The sequence below is a fragment of the Antribacter soli genome, from assembly GCF_021568775.1.
GTDB classification, from domain to species: Bacteria; Actinomycetota; Actinomycetes; order Actinomycetales; family Cellulomonadaceae; genus Antribacter; species Antribacter soli.
On the sequence record NZ_JAKGSG010000044.1, the window covers coordinates 21,358 to 46,084 of the forward strand.

Below are 24,727 nucleotides of genomic sequence, written 5' to 3' on the forward strand. Positions count from 1 at the left end.
CGTGTGGCGGGGCCTGCCGGCCTCTTGATCAGTCCGGTTCGAGAAGGCGATCAGGTATCGCTTCGCCCTCGGCCGCGATACCTGATCGCCTTCTCGAAGCGGACTCCGCCGGCTGCCGGGGTCAGCGCCGGGCGGCGCTCTCTCCCGCGACCTCGCACCACACTTCATCCGGGCAGGGTCGGACCGCACCCGATAGTCTCCCCAGGTCAGGGACGGATCCGGACGAAGGCGGATGCATGGGCAAGCAGATCGCGAGGGCCGTCGGACTCGCGCTGACTGCTGTGCTCGGCTCCGTCGCCGTGGAACGCGTCGACGGGGACCTCGGCGAGGCGTTCGCGTCCCCGCTTCTGTGGCTCGCCCTCGCCTGCACGCTGGCCGGCGAGCTGGTGGCACAGCTCCAGGAGTACTCCAGCCCGGGCGCCAGGGCCCGGTCGCGTCAGGAACGCTGGAGCAAGGCCGTTGTCGCGTTCGTGGACGACGGCGTCCCGGTCGGCCTGGGTTTCGTCGTCTCGCCCCGCCGGGTCCTCACGTCCTGGGACGTGCTGGAACGGGTCGCGCGGGACAAGAACCCGCTGTCCCTGTGGTTCACCGTGACGTTCCCGCACCTCGGCGAGGGGGACGGCGTCGTACAGCGGCAGGTGCGGTACCGCACCCAGGACGCGGGCAACGACGTCGTCGCCCTCGAGGTCCACGAGGCGGACCGGGTCCCGCGCAGCGTGCTGCCGTTCCGGTTCGGGCGACCCGCGGCGGGCACGGACGTCTCGTTGTTCGGCTACACCGACACCGGCGCGGGGCCGGCGGGGGAGACCTGGGTCGCGGGGCACGTGCGGGGGACGGTCGACGGCCGATGGCTCCAGATCGACGGCGACCACGGCGGGGTCGCCGGCCCTCGGCCCGGGTTCTGCGGTGGTCCGGTGGTCGAGGTGACGACGGGCCGCGTCGTCGGGCTCATGGTCGAGGCCGCGTCCCGGGACGGCCGGTTCGAGGCGCGCGCCCTGTCCTCCGCGGTGTTCGAAGGGCTGAACATCCCCGCGAGGCGGCCGCAACGGATCTCGCGCGTGGTCGTCGAAGCCGTCCTGCGCTGGGCCGGCAAGGCGCGTGACCAGGTGCGGGAGGCGCCCGCCCAGGTCGTCGGGTGGGGCAGGCGGCACCGGCCGACCGTCGTGGTCGGTGGCACCGTGGCGGCGTCCGTCGGGGCGACCCTTCTCCTGCTGAGCGCCCTGGGCATCCTGCGGCCCCCGGTGGCTCCCGGCCCGTGCGTCGTCGTGCCCGTGAGCATCTCGACGGAGAAGGACGACCTCGTGAAAGAGCTCGCCCAGCAGTTCAACGCCGAGGAGACCGTCGACGGCCGGTGCGTGGACGTGCAGGCTGCCGGGCTGACCTCCGGCGGGGCCATGGAGGCCCTCGCGGGCGCCGAGCGCTGGGACCAGGAGATCGTCGCCAAGACGATCGAGATCGACGAGACCCCGCAGCCGCCGCCACCCGCGGTGTGGATGCCGACCTCGACGATGTGGTCGGACCTGCTCGTCTCCGCGAAGGGGCTGGAGGGGGAGAACCTCGGCTCGGTGACGGCGAGCGTCATGGCGATTGCGGTACCCAGCGCGCCCGGCAACGCTGCCACGATGTCGTGGGCTGCGCTGAAGAAGGACGCCGAGAGCGAGGACTTCGTGCTCGGGCGCGACGTCCCGCTCTACTCGACGTCCGGGCTCGCCACGACCGTCGCGGTCTACGACGCGGCCGTCAAGGCTCTCCCGGGCGACAGCGAGGGGGTGACGGTCGACCTGGTCGAGAACCCCGACGTCGTGGGCTGGGTGCGGGACGTGGAGTCCTCGGTCGCGAGCTACGGCCAGGAGGCGACGCAGTACCTCGAGAACCTCTACTGCGGCCAGACGGCGCCGGTGGACGCGCTCGTGCTCCAGGAGCAGATGATCCACTCCTACAACCAGGGCAAGCCCGACGGTGCCGAGGCGGACTGCGACGCCCCGCCGGCAGACGAGGAGTACGAGCCCGTCGCGAGCCTCGACGCGCTGCAGCCGCTCGAGGGCACCGTGGTGCTCGACCACCCCTACCTGCTGATGCCCTGGATCGACGACGACCAGCGGGCGGTGGCCGAGGCGTTCTATGCGTACCTCACCGACGACGCGCAGCAGGACCGGTTCCTCGACGTCGGCTTCCGCCGGCCGAGCGACCCGCTGACACGCACCGACCAGCTCCGGACGACGACGGCGGCGGAGCAGTCCACGCGCATCACGGTCCCCGACGCGACCGTGCTGGAGGCGATGCGCGCGCAGTGGGACGGGGTGCGGAAGAAGGCGCAGGTGCTGCTCCTCCTCGACACGTCCCTGTCGATGGCCGGCGGGCCGCTCGAAGACGTCAGGGCCGCGTCCCACCGTGCTCTCGACCTCCTCGACCCGAGCGACGAGGTGGCGATCTGGACGTTCGCGGACGGGCCCGTCCCCGTCGCGGACTTCCAGCCCGTGGGCGACGGGGTGTCGTTGCACGCCGTGATCGACGGGCTGCAGTCGTCGGGGTCGGGGACGGCGCTCGTGAACGCGACCATCGCCGCACACGAGGCACTGGAGGCGAAGTTCCCGACGAGCAGCGACGACGAGAGGGTCCAGGCCGTCGTGCTGCTCACCGACGGCGTGAACAACCCGCCCGCGACCCAGGAGCAGGTCGACGCGCTGATCGGCACCATCGACGAGCCCGAGCGCGAGGTCCGCATCTACACGGTGCCGTACGGGAACGAGACCGACGAGTGCCTGCTCGGGGAGATCGCGGCGCGCACCGACGCGAAGTTCTACGGCGCGTCGACCGACCAGGAGAACATCGAGGACGTCCTGCTCGCCGTGTTCGGCAACTTCGGCAGCCCGGGCGGCGCGGCTGACCTGCCGAGCAGGGAGGCCAAGACGCTGACCTCACCCAGCTACGACTGCCCGGCCGAGCCGACGGCGGCGGCGACCGCGCCGGGGGCGGGGGGCTGAGGGGGATATCGCACGGCCCGCCGGGTATGGCCCAGTTGCCGTGTGAGCGCTAACATCCGCCATTGGAGCTCGACGCAGCGCTCCAGCGTCCGTCTCGGGACGCCAGCGGCGTATGAGGTTCCTGTCCTGCCGCTCATCTGGAGGTTCGATGAAGAATCAGCAGTTCAACACACCCTTGTCCGCCATCGCGTCCCTGGACGTGCGCCGGCGCACCGTGCTCCGCGGGGCCGCCGTCGCCGGGGCCGCAGCCGCCGTCGGCCCGGCACTCCTGTCGGCCCCCATGGCGTCTGCGGTCGTCCCACCTGCGCGCGGCGAGGTCGGTGCCGCGGCGTCGGAGTTCACCCTGGGCCAGGTCCGGCTCACGGACAGCCGCTGGATGGACAACCAGAACCGCACGCTGTCCTACCTGCGCTTCGTGGACGTCGACCGGCTGCTGTACAACTTCCGCGCCAACCACGGGCTGTCGACCGGCGGCGCCGCGGCGCTGGGCGGTTGGGAGGCGCCGGACTTCCCCTTCCGCACGCACAGCCAGGGCCACTTCCTGTCGGCGTGGGCGCAGGCGTGGGCAGTGCTCGGGGACACGGTGTGCCGCGACAAGGCCGCCTACATGGTTGCCGAGCTGGCCAAGTGTCAGGCGAACGACGCCGCCCGCGGCTTCGCCGCGGGCTACCTGGCCGGCTTCCCCGAGTCGGACATCGGCGTCGCGGAGACCGGCACAGGCAACGGCAACGTCCCGTACTACTCGCTGCACAAGACGCTCGCGGGCCTGCTCGACGTGTGGCGGTACATGGAGAACACGCAGGCACGCGACGTACTCCTGCGGATGGCCGACTGGGTCGACACCCGCACGGCCCGGCTGACGACCGCGCAGATGCAGACCACACTGAAGATCGAGTTCGGCGGCATGAACGCGGTGCTGGCGGACCTGCACTTCATGACGAACGACGCCCGCTGGCTGACCGTCGCTCAGCGGTTCGACCACGCCGCCGTGTTCGACCCGCTCGCGAACAACTCTGATCAGCTCGCGGGGCTGCACGCCAACACCCAGGTGCCCAAGTGGATCGGCGCCGCGCGCGAGTACAAGGCCACGGGCACCACGCGGTACCGGGACATCGCCCGCAACGCCTGGGCGATCACGGTCGGCGCGCACACGTACGCCATCGGGGGCAACAGCCAGGACGAGCACTTCCGGGCACCGAACGCGATCTCCACGTACCTGAGCAACGACGCCTGCGAGCAGTGCAACACGTACAACATGCTCAAGCTCACGCGCGAGCTGTGGTTGCTCGATGCGGAGAACGCGGGGTACTTCGACTTCTACGAGCGCGCCCTGCTCAACCACCTCATCGGGGCGCAGAACGCCGCCGACGCGCACGGTCACGTCACGTACTTCACCCCGCTGCAGCCCGGCGGCCGGCGCGGCGTCGGCCCGAAGTGGGGCGGTGGCACGTGGAGCACCGACTACTCCACCTTCTGGTGCTGCCAGGGCACTGGCCTCGAGACCAACACGAAGCTCATGGACTCGATCTACTTCCGCTCGGGCACCACGCTCACGGTGAACCTGTTCATGCCGTCGGTCCTGACGTGGACCGAGCGGGGTATCACGGTCACCCAGACGACGTCGTACCCGGTCAGCGACACCACCACGCTCACCGTGACAGGCTCGGTCAGCGGCTCGTGGGCCATGCGTGTGCGCATCCCGGCGTGGGCGACCGGCGCGACGATCGCCGTGAACGGCGTGGCGCAGTCCGTCGCCACCACACCCGGCACGTACGCGACCCTGACTCGGTCCTGGACCTCGGGTGACACCGTCACGGTGCGGCTGCCCATGACGGTGCGGGTCGAGTCGTCGAACGACAACGCGAACGTCGCCGCGATCTTCTACGGGCCGGTCGTCCTGGCCGGCAACTACGGCAGCACCACCCTGTCGAGCCCTCCGGCCCTGACAACCTCCTCGGTGACCCGCACCAGCAGCAGCTCGCTCGCGTTCACCGCGACCGCGAACGGCGCCACCGTCAACCTCGCGCCGTTCTACGACGCGCACGGCTTCAACTACACGGTGTACTGGTCCGTCGGTGGCGCGACCGGCGCGGGCTCCCCGTTCCGGCTGTTCAACGTCGCGAGCGGCATGGTGCTCGGCATCCTGAACGCGTCGACCGCGGATGGCGCCCTTGCGCTGCAGTGGGACGACAACGGCACGACGGACCACGACTGGGTGCCCGTCGTCTCGGGCACGGCTGTCAAGCTGCGCTGCATGAACGGCGGCAAGGTGCTCGGCGTGGAGAACATGTCCACGGCCGACGGCGCGCGCGTCCTGCAGTGGGGCGACACGGGCACCGCCGACCACCTCTGGACGATCCTCGACGACGGCGACGGCACGCACCGGGTGCGCAACAACCACACGGGCAAGCTGCTCGGCACCGCAAGCGGCTCGACGGCCCGGGGCGCCCAGGTCGTGATGGACCCGGACAACGGCTCGGCGGACAACCGGTGGCGGTTCGTCCCGACGGGCGCGCGGCGGATCCAGAACGTCAACAGCGGCCAGGTGCTCGGGGTGACCGGCATGTCCACCGCCGACGGCGCGCTCGTGATCCAGTGGGGCGACAACGGCACCGCCGACCACCTGTGGACCGCCGTGGTCGGCACCAACGGGTACTTCCGGCTGCGCAACCAGCACACGGGCAAGGTCCTTGCGGTCGAGTCGGGCGGCACGGCCAACGGCACCCGCGCCGTGCAGATGACCGACACCGGGGCCACGAGCCAGCAGTGGCGGCTCCGGTACACGTCCGGTGACACGTTCCGCATCCAGGCCGCAGGCGGACGGGTCCTTGGCGTCCAGAACATGTCGACCGCTCAGGGCGCGCAGGTGCTCGTCTGGGACGACAACGGCACGAACGACCATCTCTGGCGCTTCGTGTGAGCCTGCCCGTGAGGCCCCCGGACCCCACGGTCGCGGGCCTCACGGCCGCCCGACGACGCGACCAAGCTCACTGATCCATGGCTGCTTGAAAGCGGGCGAGTCGGTCTGTCCGCCGGGTCTGCGTTCCTGCGGAAACGCGGCGGTTCGGCGAGACGCGAGATCGGCCGGGAACGTTGGAGCTCCAACGTTCCCGGCCGATGGCGATCCTCAGTGCTGAGCGAACTGGACCCCGGTCGGCTGTACGACGTCCGCCCGCACGGCGAGCCCGCTGACGGTCAGCTGTTCGCCGTAGATGTCCGTGATCCTGATGTCGCCGCCGCACCCGCTGCCGTTCTCGGAGAGGAAGTAGTTGTAGCCGGTACGGGGCAACGGCCGCCAGCCGCCCCCGGTGCTGACCTCCAGCTGCGCGACCGGGTTCCGGTGGTCGATCACCTGGATGCCGCACCACCACTGGCTCGATCCGTCCTTGTACCGGATGGAGATCGTGTCGGTCGTACCGGGGCTCAGCAGGCTCCAGGTGATCGGGATCCGGCCGAGAACTGGATCGGCGAGCTCGGCGAATGCCTGCTTGCTGAGGTCGATCTGCCCGGGTGCGCAGGGAAGGGGGCACAGGTTGGTGATGCGCACCGTGACGGAAGCGCCGTTCGCCGCTTGGACGAGCACGTATGCGCCACACGCCCTGGAGGTCTCGTAGTCGGTCTCGTTCATCGCCGCGATCATCATGTCGTCGCTCGGGCCGAAGAGGCAGGCTCCGTTGCCGTCCGCGGCCTCGTAGTGGGTGGCGTCTCCCTCGTACGTGGTCTGGGGGCGAATCCGTCCTGCAGACTGGGCCGTGGTCGACGTCGCCTCCGGGGTCGTGGCGGGCGACGGCGACGCCGCCGGGGCGGATGCACTGGCCGACGGAGTGGGGATATCTGTCGGAGTCGGGGTATCTGTGGGGGTCGGGGTGCTCACCTGCGGGGTGGCGGCGGTGTCGGCCGCGGTTCGCGCGGTGTCGGCCGCGCCGTCGGAGAGCGACGCCATGACCGGGTACGAGAGAACGCCCACGACGGTCAGCGCGACCGCGGCGCCCCACATGAGCCGGTACCTGCGCCCGCTCTGCTGCGTGGCGTGCCTCACTATCTTCATGTTTGTCCGTTCGGAGGATCGAGTCGGCGGTGCGTCAGTGACCACAGGCCGCGCAAAGGGTACCAACGCCTCATCAAGGGTGGAGCATGAGGAACGGCGGCTGACGCTGCACAACGTCGCGAGACGCAAGTGCAGGTCAGCCGCCGTTTCGCGGCATCTCAGCGGGTCGCTGGGACCGACCGATCAGATGTCGTAGGTCAGCCGGATGAACCGTCGCTGACCTGGGCCGATACCCCCGTCTCGGCGGCGGGTTCCACATCGGTTACACCAAGCATCGCGTCCACCGCATTCCGGGTGCGGTCATCGCTACCCGGCAGGAGGTGCGTATAGGTGCGCAGAGTGAACCCGGCGTCAGCGTGTCCGAGGTAGGCCGATACCGCCTTGATCGGCTCGCCGGCGTGGAGCAGCGTCGACGCGTAGACGTGCCGGAGCATGTGACAGCCGTTCTCGCGAGCGAGCGGCACCTTGACCGTGACGAGCGCCACCCATCGATGCGCCTCCGACTCTCACACGCGCTCAGCGGAGCCGAGCGGCCATTCATCGGGTACCCCCAGCGTCGCCCGGGCACGAGCGGAAGCCGCGAGGAGTTCCGGCCCCGAGAACTTCACGGCACGGTGCACAGGATGCGGCGAGTCGTAGCGGCTCAGGATTTCCGCGACGCGCTTCTCCGGCGTCGTCGCGACGCCATCAGGCCCAGTGACCAGGTCGATCGACGTGACCACATCGAGCCACTTCGCAGACGGTTCAGGCATCCGGGCCAGTTGGTCGGACAGTCCGCGCTCGGCGGCTTCCCACACCGCACCCGTGTGCCACGCGACGAGCCCGACGACCTCCGTAGGAGCCCCGCACTCGGTCAGGTAGACAGCCCCGTCGAGCGGGTGGAACCCGGTCCGGGCCAAGTCAGGGGCATTGCCCACGTCATTGCAGCCACGCGGCCGCCCTGACGTCATCCGGAAGCCCAGCATCGGCGGCGAGCTGATCCGCGAGCCGACCGACGCTCTGCACGCGCAGCCAGCGCTGCCCGAGGTCCGCCAGCCACCGCCGCGCGACCTCCGGTGCCCGATCCGATTCCCACATAGATGCCATCCTTCCGCATGGGCAGATCGGGCCCCGCGGGCATGCGGACGGGTTGTCCTTGCGAAAAACCATTGGTGCCCGGCTCGCTCCGCCGATGGACTGACGTCCCACCGTGAGTCTGCCGCGTGACGGAGGTAGTGGTTGTGACGGATTATGACGTGCTTGCCGAGGTGTACGAATGGCTGATCTCGGATGCAAAGTTGCCTCCAGCCGAGTTCGCAGCGTCGTTCGATGACGTCCTCAGTCTCCTGCCGTCGAACGCTCACGTCCTCGACTGTTCGTGCGGAACCGGACAGTTGGCGGTTGGCCTCGCCGGTCGTGGCATGCAGGTTGTCGCAACTGACGCCAGCGAAGCGATGGTTCGTCGGACTGCGGAGTTGTCTGAGGAGTTCGGGGCATCCGTCCGGGCCGTGCGGGCGAGCTGGGAAGAGTTGCCCGACCATTTCGAGGACGACACGTTCGACATGGTGTTCTGCGTTGGCAACTCGCTTCACCATGCCGCGGGCGCGACAGGCAGGGGTGCTGCTCTGGAGTCGATGTCGCGGCTTCTGCGCCCTGGCGGGCGCTTGGTACTCACATCCCGCACTTGGGAACTCGTGAGGGCCAGAGGTTCCCGGCTCGACATCAGTGACCGACTCGTCCGCCGGAACGGTCGCGATGCCGTCGTGGTCTACCGCTGGGAGATTGCGCCGCATTGGGAGGAGGAGCACCACATCGAGATTGCGATCGCGCAAGTTGATGCGACTGGGTTGGTTCTTGTCCGCTCGGAACTGCTGTCCTGCTGGCCCTACCGGTACGAGGAACTCGAAGTCGAGCTGCACCGGGTCGGACTCCGGACGGAAGTGAGTACGTTCGATCTTGAGGCCGAGAACTACATGGTGGTCGCGAGCAAGGTATGACACCGGGCTCTCAGCCCCTGGCCGGACCGCGCGGTTGCTCGCAGAACGCTTGCGCCCTCTCATCGGTGCGTTCAGGCGGTCAAGGCAACGCAACGCCTCGGACGAGGAGTCCTGCTGCGTGCGTTTCGGCGAGCGGACACGGCGGCCCGCGTAGCGCGCCCAGGGTTCTGCGGCCTTCTCAGCATGGAGGAACGCGACTTGGTGGCTGTACCCGAGGGCGTCGGCAACCAGCGACGGAGGGCACTCGATGACGAGTTCGCCGATGGCTCGGTTGCGGGCACCGAGGAGGTTCACGCCGAGGTCGCGGAGCCGGTCCATGACGGTGTTCGGACGCGAACGGTTCGGGAACGTGAGTCGGGTGCGCCCCGAGCGGGGCGGACTGCCGAATTGACCTCTACCAGATCGAGGGCGCGGGTTCGCGGCGCCGGTCCCGCTCGTCGGCGGGGCCCCGCGACAGGGTCCCCCGCGACCTCGGGCGCTGGGGCGCCCTCGGCCGCACCCCCGTCGCACCCCACCGCCGGCAAGACCGGACACGCATCCAGACCAGCCTTGTTGGCAGACGGCCGTGGCAGCTCAGCCACCGGGCGGCAAGGCTCCCTTGAGAAGTTCGGGGGCCAAGTGGCTGCTTGCGTCGAGGATCGACCTGTTGCACTGCCGGCAGAACCGATGTCCAAGACGAGCCCCGCGCCGACGGATGACGGAGGATCAGGGACCCCGAGGTCCCCACCTGTGGCAGGGCCACCAACTCGCGTGGCTCTGCCAGCATGAACCCGCCAGGGACCGGGGAGCCACCTGTGGAATTACACACGAGTTACACGGGAGCATGAGAAACGGCGGCTGACGTTGCACAACGTCGCGAGACGCAAGTGCAGGTCAGCCGCCGTTTCGCGGCATCTCAGCGGGTCGCTGGGACCGACCGATCAGATGTCGTAGTACAGCTCGAACTCGTGGGGGTGCGGGCGCAGACGGATCGGGTCGATCTCGTTGGTCCGCTTGTAGTCGATCCACGTCTCGATGAGGTCCTCGGTGAACACGTCACCCTGCGTGAGGTACTCGTGGTCGGCCTCGAGGTTGTCGAGCACCTCGCCCAGCGAGCCGGGGACCTGCGCGATGTTCGCGTGCTCCTCGGGCGGCAGCTCGTAGAGGTCCTTGTCGACCGGCGCCGGCGGCTCGATGCGGTTCTTGATGCCGTCCAGGCCGGCCATCAGCATCGCGGAGAACGCGAGGTACGGGTTCGACGACGGGTCCGGCACGCGGAACTCGATGCGCTTCGCCTTGGGCGAGGTGCCCGTGACCGGGATGCGGATGCAGGCGGAGCGGTTACGGGCCGAGTAGACCAGGTTGACCGGGGCCTCGAAGCCGGGGACCAGTCGGTGGTACGAGTTCACCGACGGGTTCGTGAAGGCCAGCAGCGACGGGGCGTGCTTGAGCAGGCCACCGATGTACCAGCGGGCCATGTCGGACAGGCCGCCGTAGCCCTTCTCGTCGTAGAACAGCGGGTCGCCGTTCGCCCAGAGCGACTGGTGCGAGTGCATGCCCGAGCCGTTGTCGCCGAAGATCGGCTTCGGCATGAACGTGACCGACTTGCCGGCCTCGAAGGCGACGTTCTTGATGACGTACTTGAACTTCATCAGGTCGTCGGCGGCCGCGAGCAGCGTGCTGAAGCGGTAGTTGATCTCCTGCTGGCCGGCGGTGCCCACCTCGTGGTGCGCGCGCTCGACGTCCAGGCCCACGGCACCCAGCGAGGCGACCATGTCGTCACGCAGGTCGGCGAACCGGTCGGACGGGGAGACGGGGAAGTAGCCGCCCTTGTAGCGGGTCTTGTAGCCGAGGTTGCCGCCCTCCTCCTCGCGCCCGGTGTTCCACACGGCCTCGACGGAGTCGATGCTGTAGAAGCTCTCGCTCGCCGACGTGGAGTAGCGCACGTCGTCGAAGATGTAGAACTCGGCCTCGGGGGCGAAGAACGCGGTGTCCGCGATGCCGGTGGAGGCGAGGTAGGCCTCAGCCTTGGCGGCGATGTTGCGCGGGTCGCGGGAGTACGGCTCGTCCGTGAACGGGTCCACGATCGAGAAGTTCATGACGAGCGTCTTGCGCTTGCGGAACGGGTCCACGAACGCCGTGGTGACGTCCGGCACGAGCTTCATGTCGGACTCGTGGATCGCCTGGAAACCACGGATCGACGAGCCATCGAACATCAGGCCGTCCGTGAAGGACGACGCAGAGAACTGCTCGGTCGGGATGTTGAAGTGCTGCATGATGCCCGGCAGGTCAATGAACCGGACATCGACGAACTCCACCCCCTCGTCGCGGGTGAAGGCGATCGCCTCCTCGGCGTTCTTGAACATCAATGCGCTCCTTGCTCGCTCGATGCCCGGGTTCGGGTCGTCCCGAACCTAGGGGCCAGGGGTTTCTCTGGCGTTACCGAATGTTTCCCCCGCGTTACACGGAACTCACGCCGGTGTAACCGCTCGGGGAGCGTGGGGTACGGCGCTCGGCAGCGTTTCCCAGACTGCCAGATGGGGGCCGCGGTGGCCCGACGGCGTCCGAGGGCCGGACGGGAAGCCCCGTGGCCCCCCACCGGCGCCGACACGACGAAGATCACAAGCCGAAGGGGCGCATCCCCGGAGGGAGGCGCCCCTGTGTCAGCGTGCTCAGCGTCCGCGCATCCCGCGGCGGTCGGGACGGGCGCGGAGCGGGTCGACGCCCTTCGGGATGGGCAGCCTGGCGCCGCCGAGGGCGCGGAGGCGCTTGCCGATCTCGGCCGCCTCCGGCTTCGTCAGCGTGGGCTTGAGCTTCTGCACGGTGCGCGCCACCTTCGTCAGCGTCACCTGCCCCTCGCCCTCGCCGCACTGCACGATCGTCACGGGGACGTTCGGCAGGACGCGGGCGACGCGACGGCGTTCGTCGTCGAGCAGCTTGGCGACGCGGTGCGCCGGGCCCTCCGAGACGAGCACGACGCCCGCGCGGCCGACGCCGCGGAAGACGAAGTCCTGGTTCTTGTTGAGGGCGACCGGCTCGTCCTCGAACGCCCAGCCGCCGCGCACGGTGCCCAGCGCGGCGCGGGTGGCGCCAGGCTGCCCCGCGATCTGCGTGTAGGCGGCCTTCTCGGCCTTGCGCGACAGCACGAACATCGCGGCGAGCGCGGCGAACGGCACACCCACGATCAGCGCGTACCAGGGCTGGCCGAAAACCAGGCCGATGGCCAGCGCGACCGCGACGACCCCGACGAAGGCGCCCAGCAACAGCCAGGTGACGGACGGGTCCTGCTTGCGCGTCATCTGGTAGACGGCCCACACCTGGTGGTACCAGCGCTGCTTGCGGGGCTTCTTGGTGCCTGCGGACGCGTCGGTGCGCGCGCCGGCTCCGGACGGGGTTCGGGCCATGACGTCAATCCTACGTTGGGTGACCGGCACGCCTCGCACGAGCGCTGCGGCCGGATCGGGCTGTGGAGGTGGGACCGCCCGGGGCGCGGTACGCCCCGGGCGATGCCGGGTCAGCGGGCGAGCAGGCTCGCCGCCTCCTGGCGGGAGGTCGTCGGCTCGGCGAGGTGGGCGAGCTCGGCGGGGATGGCGCGGCCGTGCTTGGTCATCGCCTGGCCCCACAGGCGGCCGGCGCGGTACGACGAGCGCACGAGCGGGCCGGCCATGACGCCGAGGAAGCCGATCTCCTCGGCCGCCTGCGAGAGCTCCACGAACTCCTCGGGGCGCACCCACCGGTCGACCGGGTGGTGGCGCAGCGACGGGCGTAGGTACTGGGTGATCGTGATGATGTCGCAGCCGGCGTCGTGCAGGTCCTGGAGGGCGACGAGCACCTCGTCGATGGTCTCGCCCATGCCGAGGATGAGGTTCGACTTCGTGACGAGGCCGGCGTCGCGGGCGCGGGTGAGGACCGACAGGGAGCGGTCGTACCGGAACGCCGGGCGGATCTGCTTGAAGATGCGCGGCACGGTCTCGACGTTGTGCGCGAGGACCTCGGGCCGGGAGTCGTTGACCTGGTCCAGCAGCTCGGGGATCGCGTTGAAGTCCGGGATGAGCAGCTCGACGCCGGTGCCCGGGTTCATCGCGTGGATCTGGCGCACGGTCTCGGCGTAGAGCCACGCGCCGCCGTCGGCCAGGTCGTCACGCGCGACGCCGGTGATGGTGCTGTACCGCAGGCCCATGGTCTTGACGGACTCCGCGACGCGGCGCGGCTCGTCGGCGTCGAAGTCGGCGGGCTTGCCGGTGTCGATCTGGCAGAAGTCGCACCGCCGGGTGCACTGGTCGCCGCCGATGAGGAAGGTCGCCTCGCGGTCCTCCCAGCACTCGAAGATGTTGGGACAGCCCGCTTCCTCGCAGACGGTGTGCAGTCCCTCGCTCTTGACGAGGCCCTTCATGTCCCGGTACTCCGGGCCCATCGTCGCCCGGGTCTTGATCCACTCGGGCTTCTTCTCGATCGGGGTGGCCGAGTTGCGCGCCTCGATACGCAGCATGCGACGGCCTTCGGGTGCGAGCGTCATGCGGTTCAGAGTACGGCAGCGGCCGTGGCCGTCGAGGGCGCCCGGACCGGCTCCGGCGTGGGGTTCGTCACCGTGAGCAGGGGAACAAGGCGGCGCTCGAGGGCGTTCGCCAGCAGCGGCCTGACCTCGTCGACCGTCACCTGGCGGTCGAGCTCCGCGCTGAGCGACGTGACGTCGGCGTCGTCGATCCCGCAGGGCACGATCTGCTCGAACGCGGCCAGGTCGGCATCGCAGTTGAGGGCGAGCCCGTGCATGGTGACGCCCTTCGCGACGCGGGCGCCGATCGCGCAGATCTTCCGTTCGCGGCGCGGCGCGGAGTGCCGCCCGACGGCGGTCGCGTCGGCGGCGACCCACACCCCGGAGCGGCCCTCGACGCGGATCGTCTCCACGCCGAGCTGCGTGCACACGTCCATCACGGCCTCCTCGAGGGTCCGGATGTACGCGACGACGTCGATCGGGCTGGCCAGCGAGACGATCGGGTACGCGACCACCTGCCCGGGCCCGTGCCACGTGATCTTGCCGCCGCGGTCGACGTCGACCACCTCGGTGCCGTCCGTCGGGTACTCGTCGCGGCGCGTGCGCCGGCCCGCCGTGTAGACGGACGCGTGCTCCAGCAGGAAGACCGTGCTCCCGCGCTCGCCGGTGCGCACCTCCTCGTGGGTGCGCCGCTGCAGGTCCCAGCCCTCGTGGTAGTCCACGTGGCCGGTCAGGTGCTCGATGTCCACGGACGCCACCCTACGCCGCCGGGTGGCGGGCCAGCGGCGGGGTCAGTGGCGGGTCAGGTGCCCGGCAGCCCGATCCAGGCCGCGAGGCTGCGGACGGTGTGGTCGAACAGCACGTCACGCAGACGGACCACCGTGTCGAACGTGCCGAAGACCTCGAAGCTCACCATCCCGTAGAGCGTCGCCCAGAGCGCGACGGCGCGGACGACGACGGCGTCCGGGACCCCGGGCATCATGGCCCGGACCGCCTCGAGGTCATCGGCGAGCGGCGCGGGGGCGGGCGGGCCGCCGTCGGGCAGGACGAGCCTGCCGGACGCCCACGCGTCCGAGAGGATGCGGCCGTACACCACCGCGTCGCGGGCCGCCGGGCCGACGGTGTCGTCCGGGGCGCGGTACCCCGGCACCGGGGAGCCGTGCAGGAGCGCGTATTCGTGCGGGTGGGCCAGGGCCCACGTCCGGACGGCGTGGCACACGGCGACCCAGCGGCCCGTGACGTCGTCCGGGTCGACGGCGGCGTCGGCCTGCTCCACGGCCTCGCCGACCGCGTCGTACCCGTCGATGATCAGCCGGGTCAGCAGGTCGTCCCGGCTGGGGAAGTAGCGGTACACCGCTGACGACACCATGCCCATCTCCCGCGCCACGGCGCGCAGCGACAAGCCGGCCGCGCCCGACGTCGCGAGCTGCCCCCGGGCGATGTCGACGATCTCCTGCGTCAGCTCCGCGCGGGCACGCCTGCGGGCGGTCTGGCTCGAGCTCATCGCGTCAGCCTACAAGAGCGGTGCCCAGATGCGAGAGCAGTGCTCTTGACATGGCGCGCCACGAGGAGAGAGCATTGCTCTCGAAAGGAAGCACCAGTCACGCGAGAGAGGTCGGCCATGAGCAAGCACGTCGTCGTCGGAGCAGGGCAGGTCGGGGCGCACGTCGCGCTGCGGCTCGCGGAGCAGGGGCACGAGGTGGTCCTCGTCAGCCGCTCGGGCTCCGGGCCGGACCACCCGGGGGTGCGGCGCGAGCGCGCCGACGCGTCCGACGGCGCGGCAGTCGCGGCCCTCGCGCGGGACGCGGACACCCTCTACAACTGCGTCAACCCGGCCTACCACCGCTGGCTCACCGACTGGCCCCCCGTCGCGGCCGGGCTGCTCGGCGCGGCGCAGACCACGGGCGCCGGCTACGTGATCCTCGGGAACCTGTACGTGTACGGGCCGCCGTCGGGCCCCATGGGCGAGGACCACGCGATCGCGCCGTCGAGCGCCAAGGCCGCCGTGCGGGCCCGGCTGTGGGAGGAGGCGCTCGCGGCCCACGAGGCCGGACGCGTCCGCGTCACCGAGCTGCGCCCGTCCGACTACTTCGGGCCCGGCTGCCGGGACCAGTCCCACCTGGGCGACCGTTTCGTGCCGCCGCTGCTCGCGGGGCGTCCGACCCGCCTCGCAGGCGATCCCGACCAGCCGCACTCGTGGTCCTACGTGCCCGACGTCGCCGCCGCCCTCGTCGCGGCGGGCACCGGCGACGACGCCTGGGGCCGGGCCTGGCACATCCCGACCGGTCCCGCCGTCACCTACCGGGCCATGGCGGAGCGGCTGTGCGAGATCGCAGGGGCGCCCACCCCGCGTGTGGGGTCGATCCCGGGCTGGCTCGTCGAGCTCGGGGGCCTCGCCTCGCCGATGATGCGCGAGCTGCGGCACGTCCGGTACCAGTTCGACCGGCCCTTCGTCCTGGACTCGGCCCGCTCGGAGGCGGCCCTCGGCCTCACGCCCACGCCGCTCGACGACGCCCTCGCGGCAACGATCGCCTGGTGGCGCGACCGCCTGTGACGTGGCGCGGCGGCCTGCCCCGCAGGGTCAGCGCGTCGGGAGAGGCTCCGCCGGGCAGCTCAGGAGGACGTCCTCCATGGCGTCGTGCTCCGGCTGCGTGACCCACAGGCCGTACTCGGCCTTCACCGCGACCTGCCGGGCGACGTACTGGCACCGGTAGGCCTGGTTGTCGGGGAGCCACTCGGACGCGTCCTTGGCGCCCTTGCCCATGTTGGCCGGGCCGTCGGACGCGAGGAGATTGAGCGGGTCGTTCGCGAACTGCACGCGCTTGTCGCGCTCCCAGTCCTGGGCGCCGGTCGTCCAGGAGTTCATGAGAGCGACGATGTGGTCGATCTGCACGTCACCGGACTCCTTGCCGCGGCGGAAGTCGATCGTCTCGCCTGTGTACGGGTCCTGAAGCGTGCCGGACGCGACCTCGCACGACGAACCGGACGAGTACGTGATGTCCTGCAGGTCGCGGGCGAGGATGTCGTTGCGGGTGTCGCAGCCGTTGTCGTCCGCGTCCTGCCAGGCGCTGCCGAAGTCGCGCTCCCGGTCGTAGCCGTCCTCTGTCACCGGCTCCTGCACGGGCAGGGTGTCGAGCGCGGCGAGGGCGGTGCCCTCCGCGCCGGTGGCGGGCGGCGCCTCGCTGCCGAGCGAGCGCGCAAAGATGTTGCCGCCAACGATCAGGACCGCGACGAGGACGAGGACGAACTGCAAGAGCTTGCGCTTGCCGACGCGGGTACGGGCCCGGCTCCCCGCCGGCTTCCGGCGCTTGCCGGCCGTGCGGTCCCTGCTGTCCGATGTGATCGTCAAGACCTTCTCGTCCCGTCTCAAGGTGACAAACGCGGTGTTGCGGCGCAATTGTGCCAGCGTGGCGGGAAGCGTCAAAGCCTCCACATACCGGGCACATCCTGGCACAGCCGGACAGGGATCCGGACCGGTCGGACAGCACGTCCGACGGCGGTCGAGGGCCCCCGCAGGGTGGTGCGCTCCGGCGTCGGGCACGATGGGCAGATGACATTGCGGATAGGCATCGTCGGGTACGGCGGAGCAGGACGGCAGATCCACGCGCGCCTCGCGCGGGAGGCGGGCATGACCGTGACCGCGGTCGTGACGCGCGACCCGGGGCGGCGCGTGCAGGCCGCCGGCGACTGGCCCGGCGCGCGGTTGCACAACGACCTCACGAGCCTGCTCGCCGACCCCGGCGCGTACGACGTCGTCGTCGTCGCCAGCCCGACCGGCAGCCACGCCGAGCATGCCGCCCAGGTGGCGGCCGCCGGGGTGCCGTTCGTGCTCGACAAGCCGATCGCCACCACGGCCGCGGACGCGCGCCGCGTCGTCGCCGTGGCGTCGTCGGCCGGCACGCCGTTCACGGTGTTCCACAACCGGCGCTGGGACCCCGAGCAGCTCACGCTGGCCGCGCTGCTGAAGAGCGGCGAGCTGGGCGACGTGCACACCTTCGAGCGGCACTGGGAACGCTGGCGGCCGCGCCCGCAGCAGCGCTGGAAGGAGAACGACCTGGCAGCCGGCGGCCTCCTGCTCGACCTCGGCCCGCACCTCGTCGACTCCGCGACGCAGCTGTTCGGCCCGGTGGAGTCCGTGTCCGCGGAGCTGCGGTCCCTGTCGACGCCCACCGAGGACGACGTCTTCATCGTGCTGCACCACGTCCCCGGCTGGGGTGGGGCGTCGTCCCGGCACGGCGTGGTGTCGCGGCTCTGGGCGGGTTCCCTGGTCGGGGCGCCCGGACCGCGCACGCGGGTCCTCGGCTCCGGCGGTGCATACGTGGTCACCACGTTCGAGGGCGACGCCTCGTCGTTCGAGGTGTTCGACGAGGACGCCCCCGACGGCACCCTCGGCTGGCTCACCCGGGGGCGCGAGCGCACGCCCGTGCCCGCCGCACCCGGCGAGCACGCCGACTTCTACCGCGCGGTCGAGGAGTGGCTCACCGGGGAGGGTCCCGTCCCCGTCGACCCCGCCGACGCCGTCCGCACCGCCGAGGTGCTCGACGCGGCCCGCGTCTCGGCCCGCGAGGGACGCACCATGCTGGTGTGAGGCTGGGCCCGGGTGTGAGGCCGGAAGTCCGCTTCGAGAAGGCGATCAGGTATCGGCATCGCCGCCGAGACGGAACGTGATCGCCTTCTCGAAGCGGACCCGGAGGCAGCACCGGGGAGGTGCCCGGCGGACCGGCGCGGCGATCCGGACGCAGCGCGACGGCGGACCGGGCCTGTGGATCATCCCGAGCGAGAACCGCTGCGGCGGGGTGGTATTGATCCGTGCAGCAGACCGACCCCGCGGCCCCGGCCGTGCCCCGCGCCCCGGCCGTCACCGCGGAGGTCGTGCGCGTCCTGATCCCCGCCGAGGCCCTCGCGCGCGACGCCCTCGTGCAGCGGCTGGACGCGCTCGCGGCCCTCGACCACCCGCACGTCGCGAGGGTCCTGGGGCTCACCTCGCACGGTGCGGGCGCGCTCGAGGTCCGCATCGCCCGGCCCGACGCCGCCGACCTGCCGACGGCGCTCGTCGCCCGCGCGTCGCTCACGCCGGCAGAGGCGTCGTGCGTGGTGGTCACGGTCGCGCAGGCGCTCGCGGTCCTGCACAGCGCCGGCCTGACGCAAGGCTCCGTCGACGCAGGCGACGTGCTGCTGCGGCCCGACGGCACGCCGTTCCTGCGTCCCCGCCTCGATCTGTCCGGCCCCGTGCCCACCGACCCGGGGACGTTCGCGGCCCAGGCCGCCGATGACGTGCGCTCGCTGGCGGCCATGGTCGCGGCGCTCCTGCCGCGCGGCACGGCGCCCGCCCTCGAGGCGGAGCTCGCGCGGGCTCTCGCCGCCGACCTGCGTGACCGGCCCGAGGCCGGCACTCTCGCGGCCCGCGTGCACGCGGCGGTGCCACCCGAGCCCGTCCGGGTGCCGGAGCCCGCCGCGCTGGTGTCGGCGGCGCTCACCGGACAGCAGCCCGTCGTCGCGCCCGGTCCGCCCGGGCGGCGGCGGGCCACCCTGCCGTTCGCGCACCCGCGTGGCGTGGCTGGTGCGCGGGAGGGCCGCGGGGGACGGGTTCGGACAGCCCTCGCCCGCACGGCGGGGTCGGTCGGCGCGGAAGGGCCAGCCGGTTTGGCAGGCCCGGCCGGATTGGCAGGCCCGGCCCGGCCGGCGGGGCCCCGGCGGGCCGGGGGCGGGCGGCCGCCGCAGGTCGGCCACATGCTCGTCGCAGTGGTGGTGGGCGTCGTGTCAGGGCTGGGTGCGGGGGCGATCGGCTCGATGACCCTGGCCGGCGCGGCCGGGCCGGCCCAGGCGGGGCCCGCGCCCGACGCAGCACGGCAGGGCGGGGCGTCGACCGACCCGGTGCTCGACCCGGCCGACCCCGAGACCGCAGCGGCAGTCCTGACCGCACGGCGGATGGCGCTCCTGGCCGGTGCGACGAGCGACCTGACCGCCGTCGACGCACCGGGCTCGGCCGCACTGGCGGCCGACGCGGCGCTCCTGGCGGACATGACCGCTTCCGGCACAACGATCGTCGGAGCGACGGCCGAGGTCATGTCCGCCCAGGGCGTCGGTCACTCCGAGCGGGACGGTACCGCGTCGCGCAGCCGGGACGGCGCTGAGACGCCCGGCGAGGTCGACGTCGTCGTGGGGTACGAGGTCGCCGCGCACACGCAGGTCGGCGCGGACGGCCGGGAGACCCGGGTGCCGGCGTCGGGCCCGCTGACGGCGACGCTGACGCTCGCCTGGACCGACGCGGGCTGGCGGGTGATCGCCGTCGGCTGAGCCGGAGGTGCAGCGCAGGGTGGGGGCCGAGGAACGAGGCACCCGCCCGCAGCGGAACCGCAGGCCCAGCCGACCAGCAACACCGGCTGAGCCGATGGTGCCTCAGCCCGCCGCGATCCTGCGGGCCGCCTCGTCCAGCGTCGGGTGCTGCCAGCGGAACCCGGCGTCGCGCAGTGCGGTGGGCTCGGCGCGCTGGGACGAGAGCAGACCTTCGGTGAACTGGCCGATCGCCACCCGCAGAGCGATCCGCGGCACCTGGAGCACTGCGGGCCGGTGCATGGCGCGGGCCAGCGCCCGGATCACCTGGGCGTTCGTCGCGAGGTCCGGGGCGACCGCGTTCACCGGCCCCGCGATCGGCCGCTCGATCGCGAACCGGATCGCGGCGAGCTCGTCGTGCAGCGTGATCCACGGCCACCACTGGCGCCCGGAGCCGAGCGGGCCGCCGAGTCCCAGCCGGATCAGGGGGAGGAGCCGCCCGAACGCGCCGCCGCGCGGGGCGAGCACGGTCCCGCTGCGCAGGTGCACGACCCGGATCCCCGCCTCGGCTGCCGGCGCGGTCGCCTCCTCCCAGGCGCGCACCACGCCCGCGAGGAAGTCGTCGCCGCGTGAGGACGCCTCCGTGAGGAGCTCGTCGCCGCGGTCGCCGTAGGCGCCGATGCCCGTGGGCTGCACCAGCACGCCCGGCGCGTCGAGGGTCGCGAGAGTGGTCGCGAGCAGGCCCGCCGTCGTGACGCGCGAGCGCAGGATCTCCCGCCGGTACGCGGACGTCCACCTGCGGTCACCGATCCCGGCGCCCGCGAGGTTCACCACGGCGGCAGCCCCCTCGAGGGCAGCGGGGGAGAGCTCGCCGACGGACGGGTCCCAGGGCACGTCGACCGTCGAGCCGGCAGGCTCCGCCCCGCGCGATCCCTGGAGGGGCGCGGTGGACGCGGGAGGGGCGCCCCGGCGTCGGCCACCCGGGCGGACCAGGCGGCGCACCCGGTACCCCCGCGCGACCAGGTCCGCGACCAGCGCGGACCCGATGAAACCATGCGAACCCGCCACGACCACGTCCATGCGGTCGACCCTAATGCCGGAGGCTCCCCGGTCCGTGACCGGGGAGCCTCCGTGCGTCGTGAGGCGGCTGTCAGACGCCGACCTCGGACTCGAAAGCGCCCTCCTCGATGCGGGCCTTGATGGCCGTGAGGAAGCGGGCGGCGTCGGCGCCGTCGACGAGGCGGTGGTCGTACGAGAGGAACAGGTACGCCATCGAGTGGATCGCGATGGTCTCCTCACCGTCCGCGCTCGTCACCACGACCGGCTTCTTCGTGATAGTGCCGGTGCCGAGGATCGCGACCTGGCCGCCCGGGACGATCGGCGTGTCGATGAGCGCGCCGCCGGAGCCGGTGTTCGTGATGGTGAACGTGCCGCCCGACAGCTCGTCCGGGCCTACCTTGTTGGCCCGCGTGCGGCCGGCGAGGTCCTGGATCTGGCGCGCGATGCCCGCCAGGTTCAGGTCGCCCGCGTTCTTGATGACCGGGACCACGAGGCCGCGCTCGGTGTCGACCGCGATGCCGACGTTCTCAAAGCCGTGGTAGGTGATCTCGCCCTTCTCGGGGTCGATGCTCGCGTTGACCTTCGGGTACGCCTTGAGCGCCTCGACGGCGGCCAGCGTGTAGAACGGCAGGAACGTGAGGTTTGCGCCCTCGCGCGCCTTGAATGCGTCCTTCGCCCTGGCGCGCAGCTTCGCCACCTTCGTGACGTCGACCTCGACCACCGTGGTGAGCTGTGCCTGCGTGTGCAGCGCCTCGACCATGCGCTCCGCGACGATCTTGCGCAGGCGCGACATCTTCTCGGTCGTGCCGCGCAGCGGCGAGACCTCGAGCTTCGTCGCGGGGGCCGACGCCGGGGCGGGTGCACCGCTCGCGGCGGGGGCGGGGGCCGCCTTCGCCTCGGCCGCCGCGAGGACGTCCTCCTTGCGGATGCGGCCGCCGACGCCCGTGCCCGTGAGGGTCGCGACGTCGATGCCCTTCTCCGCCGCCAGCTTGCGGACCAGCGGGGTCAGGTACGAGCCGGAGACGCGCTCCGCCACGTGGGCGGGGGCGGGGGCGGCGGGAGCGGGTGCCGGGGCGGCGGCCGGGGCCGGTGCGGGGGCCCGGGCAGGTGCGGGAGCCGGAGCCGCTACGGGCGCAGGCGCAGTGGCGACGGGCTCGGGGGCCGGGGCGGGCGCCGGGGCCTCCTGGACCGCCGGAGCCGGAGCGGCCGGGGCCGGAGCGGCGGCACCGGAGCCGATGACGGCGAGGACCGCGCCGACGGCGACGGTCTCGTCCTCGCCGACACGGATCTCCTGCAGGGTGCCGGCGACCGGCGACGGGATCTCGGTGTCGACCTTGTCGGTGGAGACCTCGAGCAGCGGCTCGTCCACGGCGACGTCGTCGCCGACGGACTTGAGCCAGCGTGTGACGGTGCCCTCGGTGACGGACTCGCCGAGCGCGGGGAGCTTGACCTCGGTACCGGAGCCGCCGGACGGCGCGGCAGCAGGGGCCTCGGCAGCGGGGGCCTCGGGGGTGGGCGCCGTCTCGGCGGCGGGCTCCTCGGCCGGGGCCGGGGTGGGGTCGGCCTCCGCGACGGCGGCCGCGGGCTCCGGCTGGGCGGGGGCGGCGGGCTCGGCCGGGGCGGCAGCGCCGCTGCCGATCACGGCCAGGGTCGCGCCGACCTCGACGGTCTCGTCCTCACCGACGAGAATCTGCTCGAGCACGCCCGCGAAGGGCGAAGGAATCTCGGTGTCGACCTTGTCGGTCGACACCTCGAGCAGCGGCTCGTCGACGGCGACGGTGTCTCCGACCTGCTTGAGCCAACGGGTGACAGTGCCCTCGGTGACGGACTCGCCGAGGGCCGGCAGCTGCACGTTCTCAGACATGACCTGTGGGGTCTCCTTTGTGGTTCGTGGTCAGTTGTGGGCGTGCAGAGGCTTGCCGGCCAGAGCCATGTGCGCCTCTCCGAGTGCCTCGTTCTGGGTGGGGTGTGCGTGGACGAGCGAGGCGACGTCCTCAGGGAACGCCTCCCAGCCCACGATCAGCTGGGCTTCGCCGATGAGCTCGCCCACGCGCGAGCCGATCAGGTGCATGCCGACGACGGGGCCGTCCTTGCGACGGACGAGCTTGGCGAAGCCCTGGGTGCCCAGGATCTTGCTCTTGCCGTTGCCGGCGAGGTTGTACTCGAGGGTCTCCACGGCGTCCGCGCCGTACAGCTCGGCAGCGCGCGCCTCGGTGACGCCGACGGAGGCGACCTCGGGCTCGCAGTACGTGACGCGCGGGATCGTGTTCTCGTCGAGCGGGGTGGGCGCGAGCCCGGCGATCGACTCCGCGACGAAGATGCCCTGGGCGAAGCCGCGGTGGGCGAGCTGCAGGCCGGGGACGATGTCGCCGACGGCCCACAGGTTGCCGCCGCCGGGGGTGGCGACGCCGGTCCGCAGGTGCTCGTCGGCGATGACGAAGCCGCGGTCCACGGTGACGCCCTGTGCCTCGAAGCCGAGGCCGGCGGTGCGGGGGCCGCGCCCGACGGCGACGAGCATGAGGTCGGCGTCGAACGTCTTGCCGGACTCGAGGGTCACGTGGACGCCCGAGTCGTCCTGCTTCACCTGTGCGAAGCGGTCGCCCAGCGAGAACCCGATGCCGCGCTTGCGGAACGCGCGCTCCAGGGCCTTCGACAGGGCGACGTCCTCGTTCGGGACGAGGTGGGGCAACGCCTCGACGATCTGCACGTCCGCGCCGAACGACTTCCACACGCTCGCGAACTCGACGCCGATCACGCCGCCGCCGAGCACGACGACGGAGCGCGGCACGCGGTCCAGGTGCAGGGCCTGGTCGGACGTGATGACGCGGCCGCCGATCTCGAGGCCGGGCAGCGACCGGGCGTACGAGCCGGTCGCCAGCACGACGTGCTTACCGGTGTACCGGGTGCCCGCGACCTCGACGGCGTCGGGCGCGACGAGCCTGCCGTGACCCTCGATCATCGTGACGTTGCGCGAGGCGACAAGACTCTGCAGCCCCTTGTACAGGCCGTCGACCACCGAGTCCTTGTAGGCGTTCACCCCGACCATGTCGATGCCGGTGAGCTGGGCGCGCACGCCGAAGCGCGAACCCTCGCGAGCCGCGTCCGCGATCTCCGCCGCGTGCAGCAGGGCCTTCGTCGGGATGCAGCCGCGGTGCAGGCAGGTGCCACCGAGCTTGCCCTCCTCGACGAGGGCCACGCTCAGGCCGAGCTGGCCCGCACGCAGCGCCGTGGCATAGCCGCCGCTCCCGCCGCCGAGCACCACGACGTCGAACGTCGTTGTACCGGCCGTTGCCGTCGTAGGCACTTGCGCAGCTCCTCGTCCTCGTCAGCGCATCTGTCGGTGCCGCACGGCAGCCGTCGCCGCGCAGACCACACGACATCTTGACACTTCGTACGCCCTCGCCCCAATCGCACGGGGGCTCGTTGCGGTGTGAGGAACAGGACAGCGGCGACGCGGAGTGACGAACGTCACGGCCTGCCGGATTCGTCCAGGAGCCTTGGGTACCCTCTGGGTCATGTCTCGCCCGTCCAGGTACTCGCTCGCGCGCTTCTTCCAGCGCCGCCCCGTCGACGCGGCGTCGCGCCGGGAACCCCAGCCGGCCGACGCGCGCCGCGAGACCGAGGCTCACCTGCGCGACTTCGTCATGACGCGGGTGGGTGTCGAGGCGTACGTCGAGCCGCCCAACGCGCAGATCTCGACGACGCTGCTGCTCATCGCGTCCACGGGGGAGTGGACGCGGCGCCGCGTGCCGGACGAGCGCAGCGCGTACGACCTCGGCGCTGCGCTCGGCGTGCCGGTCTACAACGTGCGGTTCACCGGCTACCCGCAGCGGATGCGGGACTGGACCAGCGCCCAGCGCAAGAAGGGCTGAGTCTCGGCCGCGTCATCCTGCCGAGACAGTCGCAGCAGCGTCTT

19 protein-coding genes are annotated in these 24,727 nt (G+C 71.7%); 7 read left to right on the plus strand and 12 right to left on the minus strand.

Annotation, left to right across the window (positions count from 1 at the left end; genetic code table 11):
• Window positions 1–236: 236 nt before the first annotated feature.
• Window positions 237–2,984, plus strand: a complete 2,748-nt coding sequence (locus L1785_RS16185) for a VWA domain-containing protein (protein WP_236090316.1) — start codon at window positions 237–239, stop codon at window positions 2,982–2,984.
• Window positions 2,985–3,132: 148 nt separating this feature from the next.
• Entirely contained in the window at window positions 3,133–5,904 is a 2,772-nt protein-coding gene (locus L1785_RS16190) for a beta-L-arabinofuranosidase domain-containing protein (RefSeq protein WP_236090317.1), read from the plus strand.
• A 207-nt stretch (window positions 5,905–6,111) separates the two neighbouring features.
• Here L1785_RS16190 and L1785_RS16195 read toward each other — a convergent pair whose 3' ends face one another.
• From L1785_RS16195 to L1785_RS16205, 3 genes are all read right to left on the minus strand, one after another.
• Window positions 6,112–7,032, minus strand: coding sequence for an expansin EXLX1 family cellulose-binding protein (locus L1785_RS16195; protein WP_236090318.1), 921 nt, complete (start codon window positions 7,030–7,032; stop codon window positions 6,112–6,114).
• 197 nt (window positions 7,033–7,229) lie between these two features.
• Window positions 7,230–7,517 (minus strand): tyrosine-type recombinase/integrase, encoded by a 288-nt coding sequence (locus tag L1785_RS16200; RefSeq protein WP_236090319.1) that lies wholly within the window; start codon window positions 7,515–7,517, stop codon window positions 7,230–7,232.
• A 21-nt stretch (window positions 7,518–7,538) separates the two neighbouring features.
• Window positions 7,539–7,997 carry a hypothetical protein gene (locus tag L1785_RS16205; RefSeq protein ID WP_236090320.1) on the minus strand — a complete coding sequence of 153 codons (459 nt, stop codon included), beginning with the start codon at window positions 7,995–7,997 and terminating at the stop codon, window positions 7,539–7,541.
• Window positions 7,998–8,234: 237 nt separating this feature from the next.
• Between L1785_RS16205 and L1785_RS16210 the strand changes: the two genes are divergently transcribed.
• Complete coding sequence (locus L1785_RS16210) at window positions 8,235–9,008, plus strand: class I SAM-dependent methyltransferase (protein ID WP_236090321.1); 774 nt, start codon at window positions 8,235–8,237, stop codon at window positions 9,006–9,008.
• A gap of 920 nt (window positions 9,009–9,928) precedes the next feature.
• Here the strand turns inward: L1785_RS16210 and glnA are convergent.
• From glnA to L1785_RS16235, 5 genes are all read right to left on the minus strand, one after another.
• Window positions 9,929–11,353 (minus strand): type I glutamate--ammonia ligase, encoded by a 1,425-nt coding sequence (glnA, locus tag L1785_RS16215; RefSeq protein WP_236090322.1) that lies wholly within the window; start codon window positions 11,351–11,353, stop codon window positions 9,929–9,931.
• Window positions 11,354–11,659: 306 nt separating this feature from the next.
• Complete coding sequence (locus L1785_RS16220) at window positions 11,660–12,391, minus strand: DUF4191 domain-containing protein (protein ID WP_236090323.1); 732 nt, start codon at window positions 12,389–12,391, stop codon at window positions 11,660–11,662.
• A gap of 110 nt (window positions 12,392–12,501) precedes the next feature.
• Window positions 12,502–13,503 (minus strand): lipoyl synthase, encoded by a 1,002-nt coding sequence (gene lipA, locus L1785_RS16225; RefSeq protein WP_236090324.1) that lies wholly within the window; start codon window positions 13,501–13,503, stop codon window positions 12,502–12,504.
• Window positions 13,504–13,508: 5 nt separating this feature from the next.
• A complete protein-coding gene (lipB, locus tag L1785_RS16230) occupies window positions 13,509–14,237 on the minus strand; it encodes a lipoyl(octanoyl) transferase LipB (RefSeq protein ID WP_308113353.1) in 729 nt (242 codons plus the stop codon).
• Between the two features lie 44 nt (window positions 14,238–14,281).
• The gene (locus tag L1785_RS16235; protein WP_236090326.1) at window positions 14,282–14,983 is read right to left on the minus strand and encodes a TetR/AcrR family transcriptional regulator; all 702 of its coding nucleotides are present in this window, start codon (window positions 14,981–14,983) and stop codon (window positions 14,282–14,284) included.
• A 117-nt stretch (window positions 14,984–15,100) separates the two neighbouring features.
• On the opposite strand from L1785_RS16235, the gene L1785_RS16240 reads away from it, so the two are divergent.
• Window positions 15,101–16,033: an NAD-dependent epimerase/dehydratase family protein gene (locus tag L1785_RS16240; protein ID WP_236090327.1), complete on the plus strand. Its 933-nt coding sequence runs from the start codon at window positions 15,101–15,103 to the stop codon at window positions 16,031–16,033.
• Between the two features lie 27 nt (window positions 16,034–16,060).
• Here L1785_RS16240 and L1785_RS16245 read toward each other — a convergent pair whose 3' ends face one another.
• The gene (locus tag L1785_RS16245) at window positions 16,061–16,828 is read right to left on the minus strand and encodes an HNH endonuclease family protein (RefSeq protein WP_236090328.1); all 768 of its coding nucleotides are present in this window, start codon (window positions 16,826–16,828) and stop codon (window positions 16,061–16,063) included.
• A 201-nt stretch (window positions 16,829–17,029) separates the two neighbouring features.
• On the opposite strand from L1785_RS16245, the gene L1785_RS16250 reads away from it, so the two are divergent.
• Together L1785_RS16250 and L1785_RS16255 are read left to right on the plus strand one after the other, a co-directional pair.
• Window positions 17,030–18,067 (plus strand): Gfo/Idh/MocA family oxidoreductase, encoded by a 1,038-nt coding sequence (locus L1785_RS16250; RefSeq protein ID WP_236090329.1) that lies wholly within the window; start codon window positions 17,030–17,032, stop codon window positions 18,065–18,067.
• A 221-nt stretch (window positions 18,068–18,288) separates the two neighbouring features.
• Window positions 18,289–19,776: a hypothetical protein gene (locus L1785_RS16255; RefSeq protein ID WP_236090330.1), complete on the plus strand. Its 1,488-nt coding sequence runs from the start codon at window positions 18,289–18,291 to the stop codon at window positions 19,774–19,776.
• Between the two features lie 102 nt (window positions 19,777–19,878).
• Here L1785_RS16255 and L1785_RS16260 read toward each other — a convergent pair whose 3' ends face one another.
• The 3 genes from L1785_RS16260 to lpdA all read right to left on the minus strand — a co-directional run bounded on the left by L1785_RS16260 (window position 19,879) and on the right by lpdA (window position 24,115).
• Window positions 19,879–20,832: a TIGR01777 family oxidoreductase gene (locus tag L1785_RS16260; protein ID WP_236090331.1), complete on the minus strand. Its 954-nt coding sequence runs from the start codon at window positions 20,830–20,832 to the stop codon at window positions 19,879–19,881.
• Between the two features lie 70 nt (window positions 20,833–20,902).
• Window positions 20,903–22,675: a 2-oxoglutarate dehydrogenase, E2 component, dihydrolipoamide succinyltransferase gene (gene sucB, locus L1785_RS16265; protein ID WP_236090332.1), complete on the minus strand. Its 1,773-nt coding sequence runs from the start codon at window positions 22,673–22,675 to the stop codon at window positions 20,903–20,905.
• A 30-nt stretch (window positions 22,676–22,705) separates the two neighbouring features.
• Window positions 22,706–24,115: a dihydrolipoyl dehydrogenase gene (gene lpdA / locus L1785_RS16270; RefSeq protein ID WP_236090333.1), complete on the minus strand. Its 1,410-nt coding sequence runs from the start codon at window positions 24,113–24,115 to the stop codon at window positions 22,706–22,708.
• A gap of 211 nt (window positions 24,116–24,326) precedes the next feature.
• Between lpdA and L1785_RS16275 the strand changes: the two genes are divergently transcribed.
• The gene (locus L1785_RS16275; protein ID WP_236090334.1) at window positions 24,327–24,683 is read left to right on the plus strand and encodes an oxidoreductase; all 357 of its coding nucleotides are present in this window, start codon (window positions 24,327–24,329) and stop codon (window positions 24,681–24,683) included.
• Window positions 24,684–24,727: the final 44 nt, after the last annotated feature.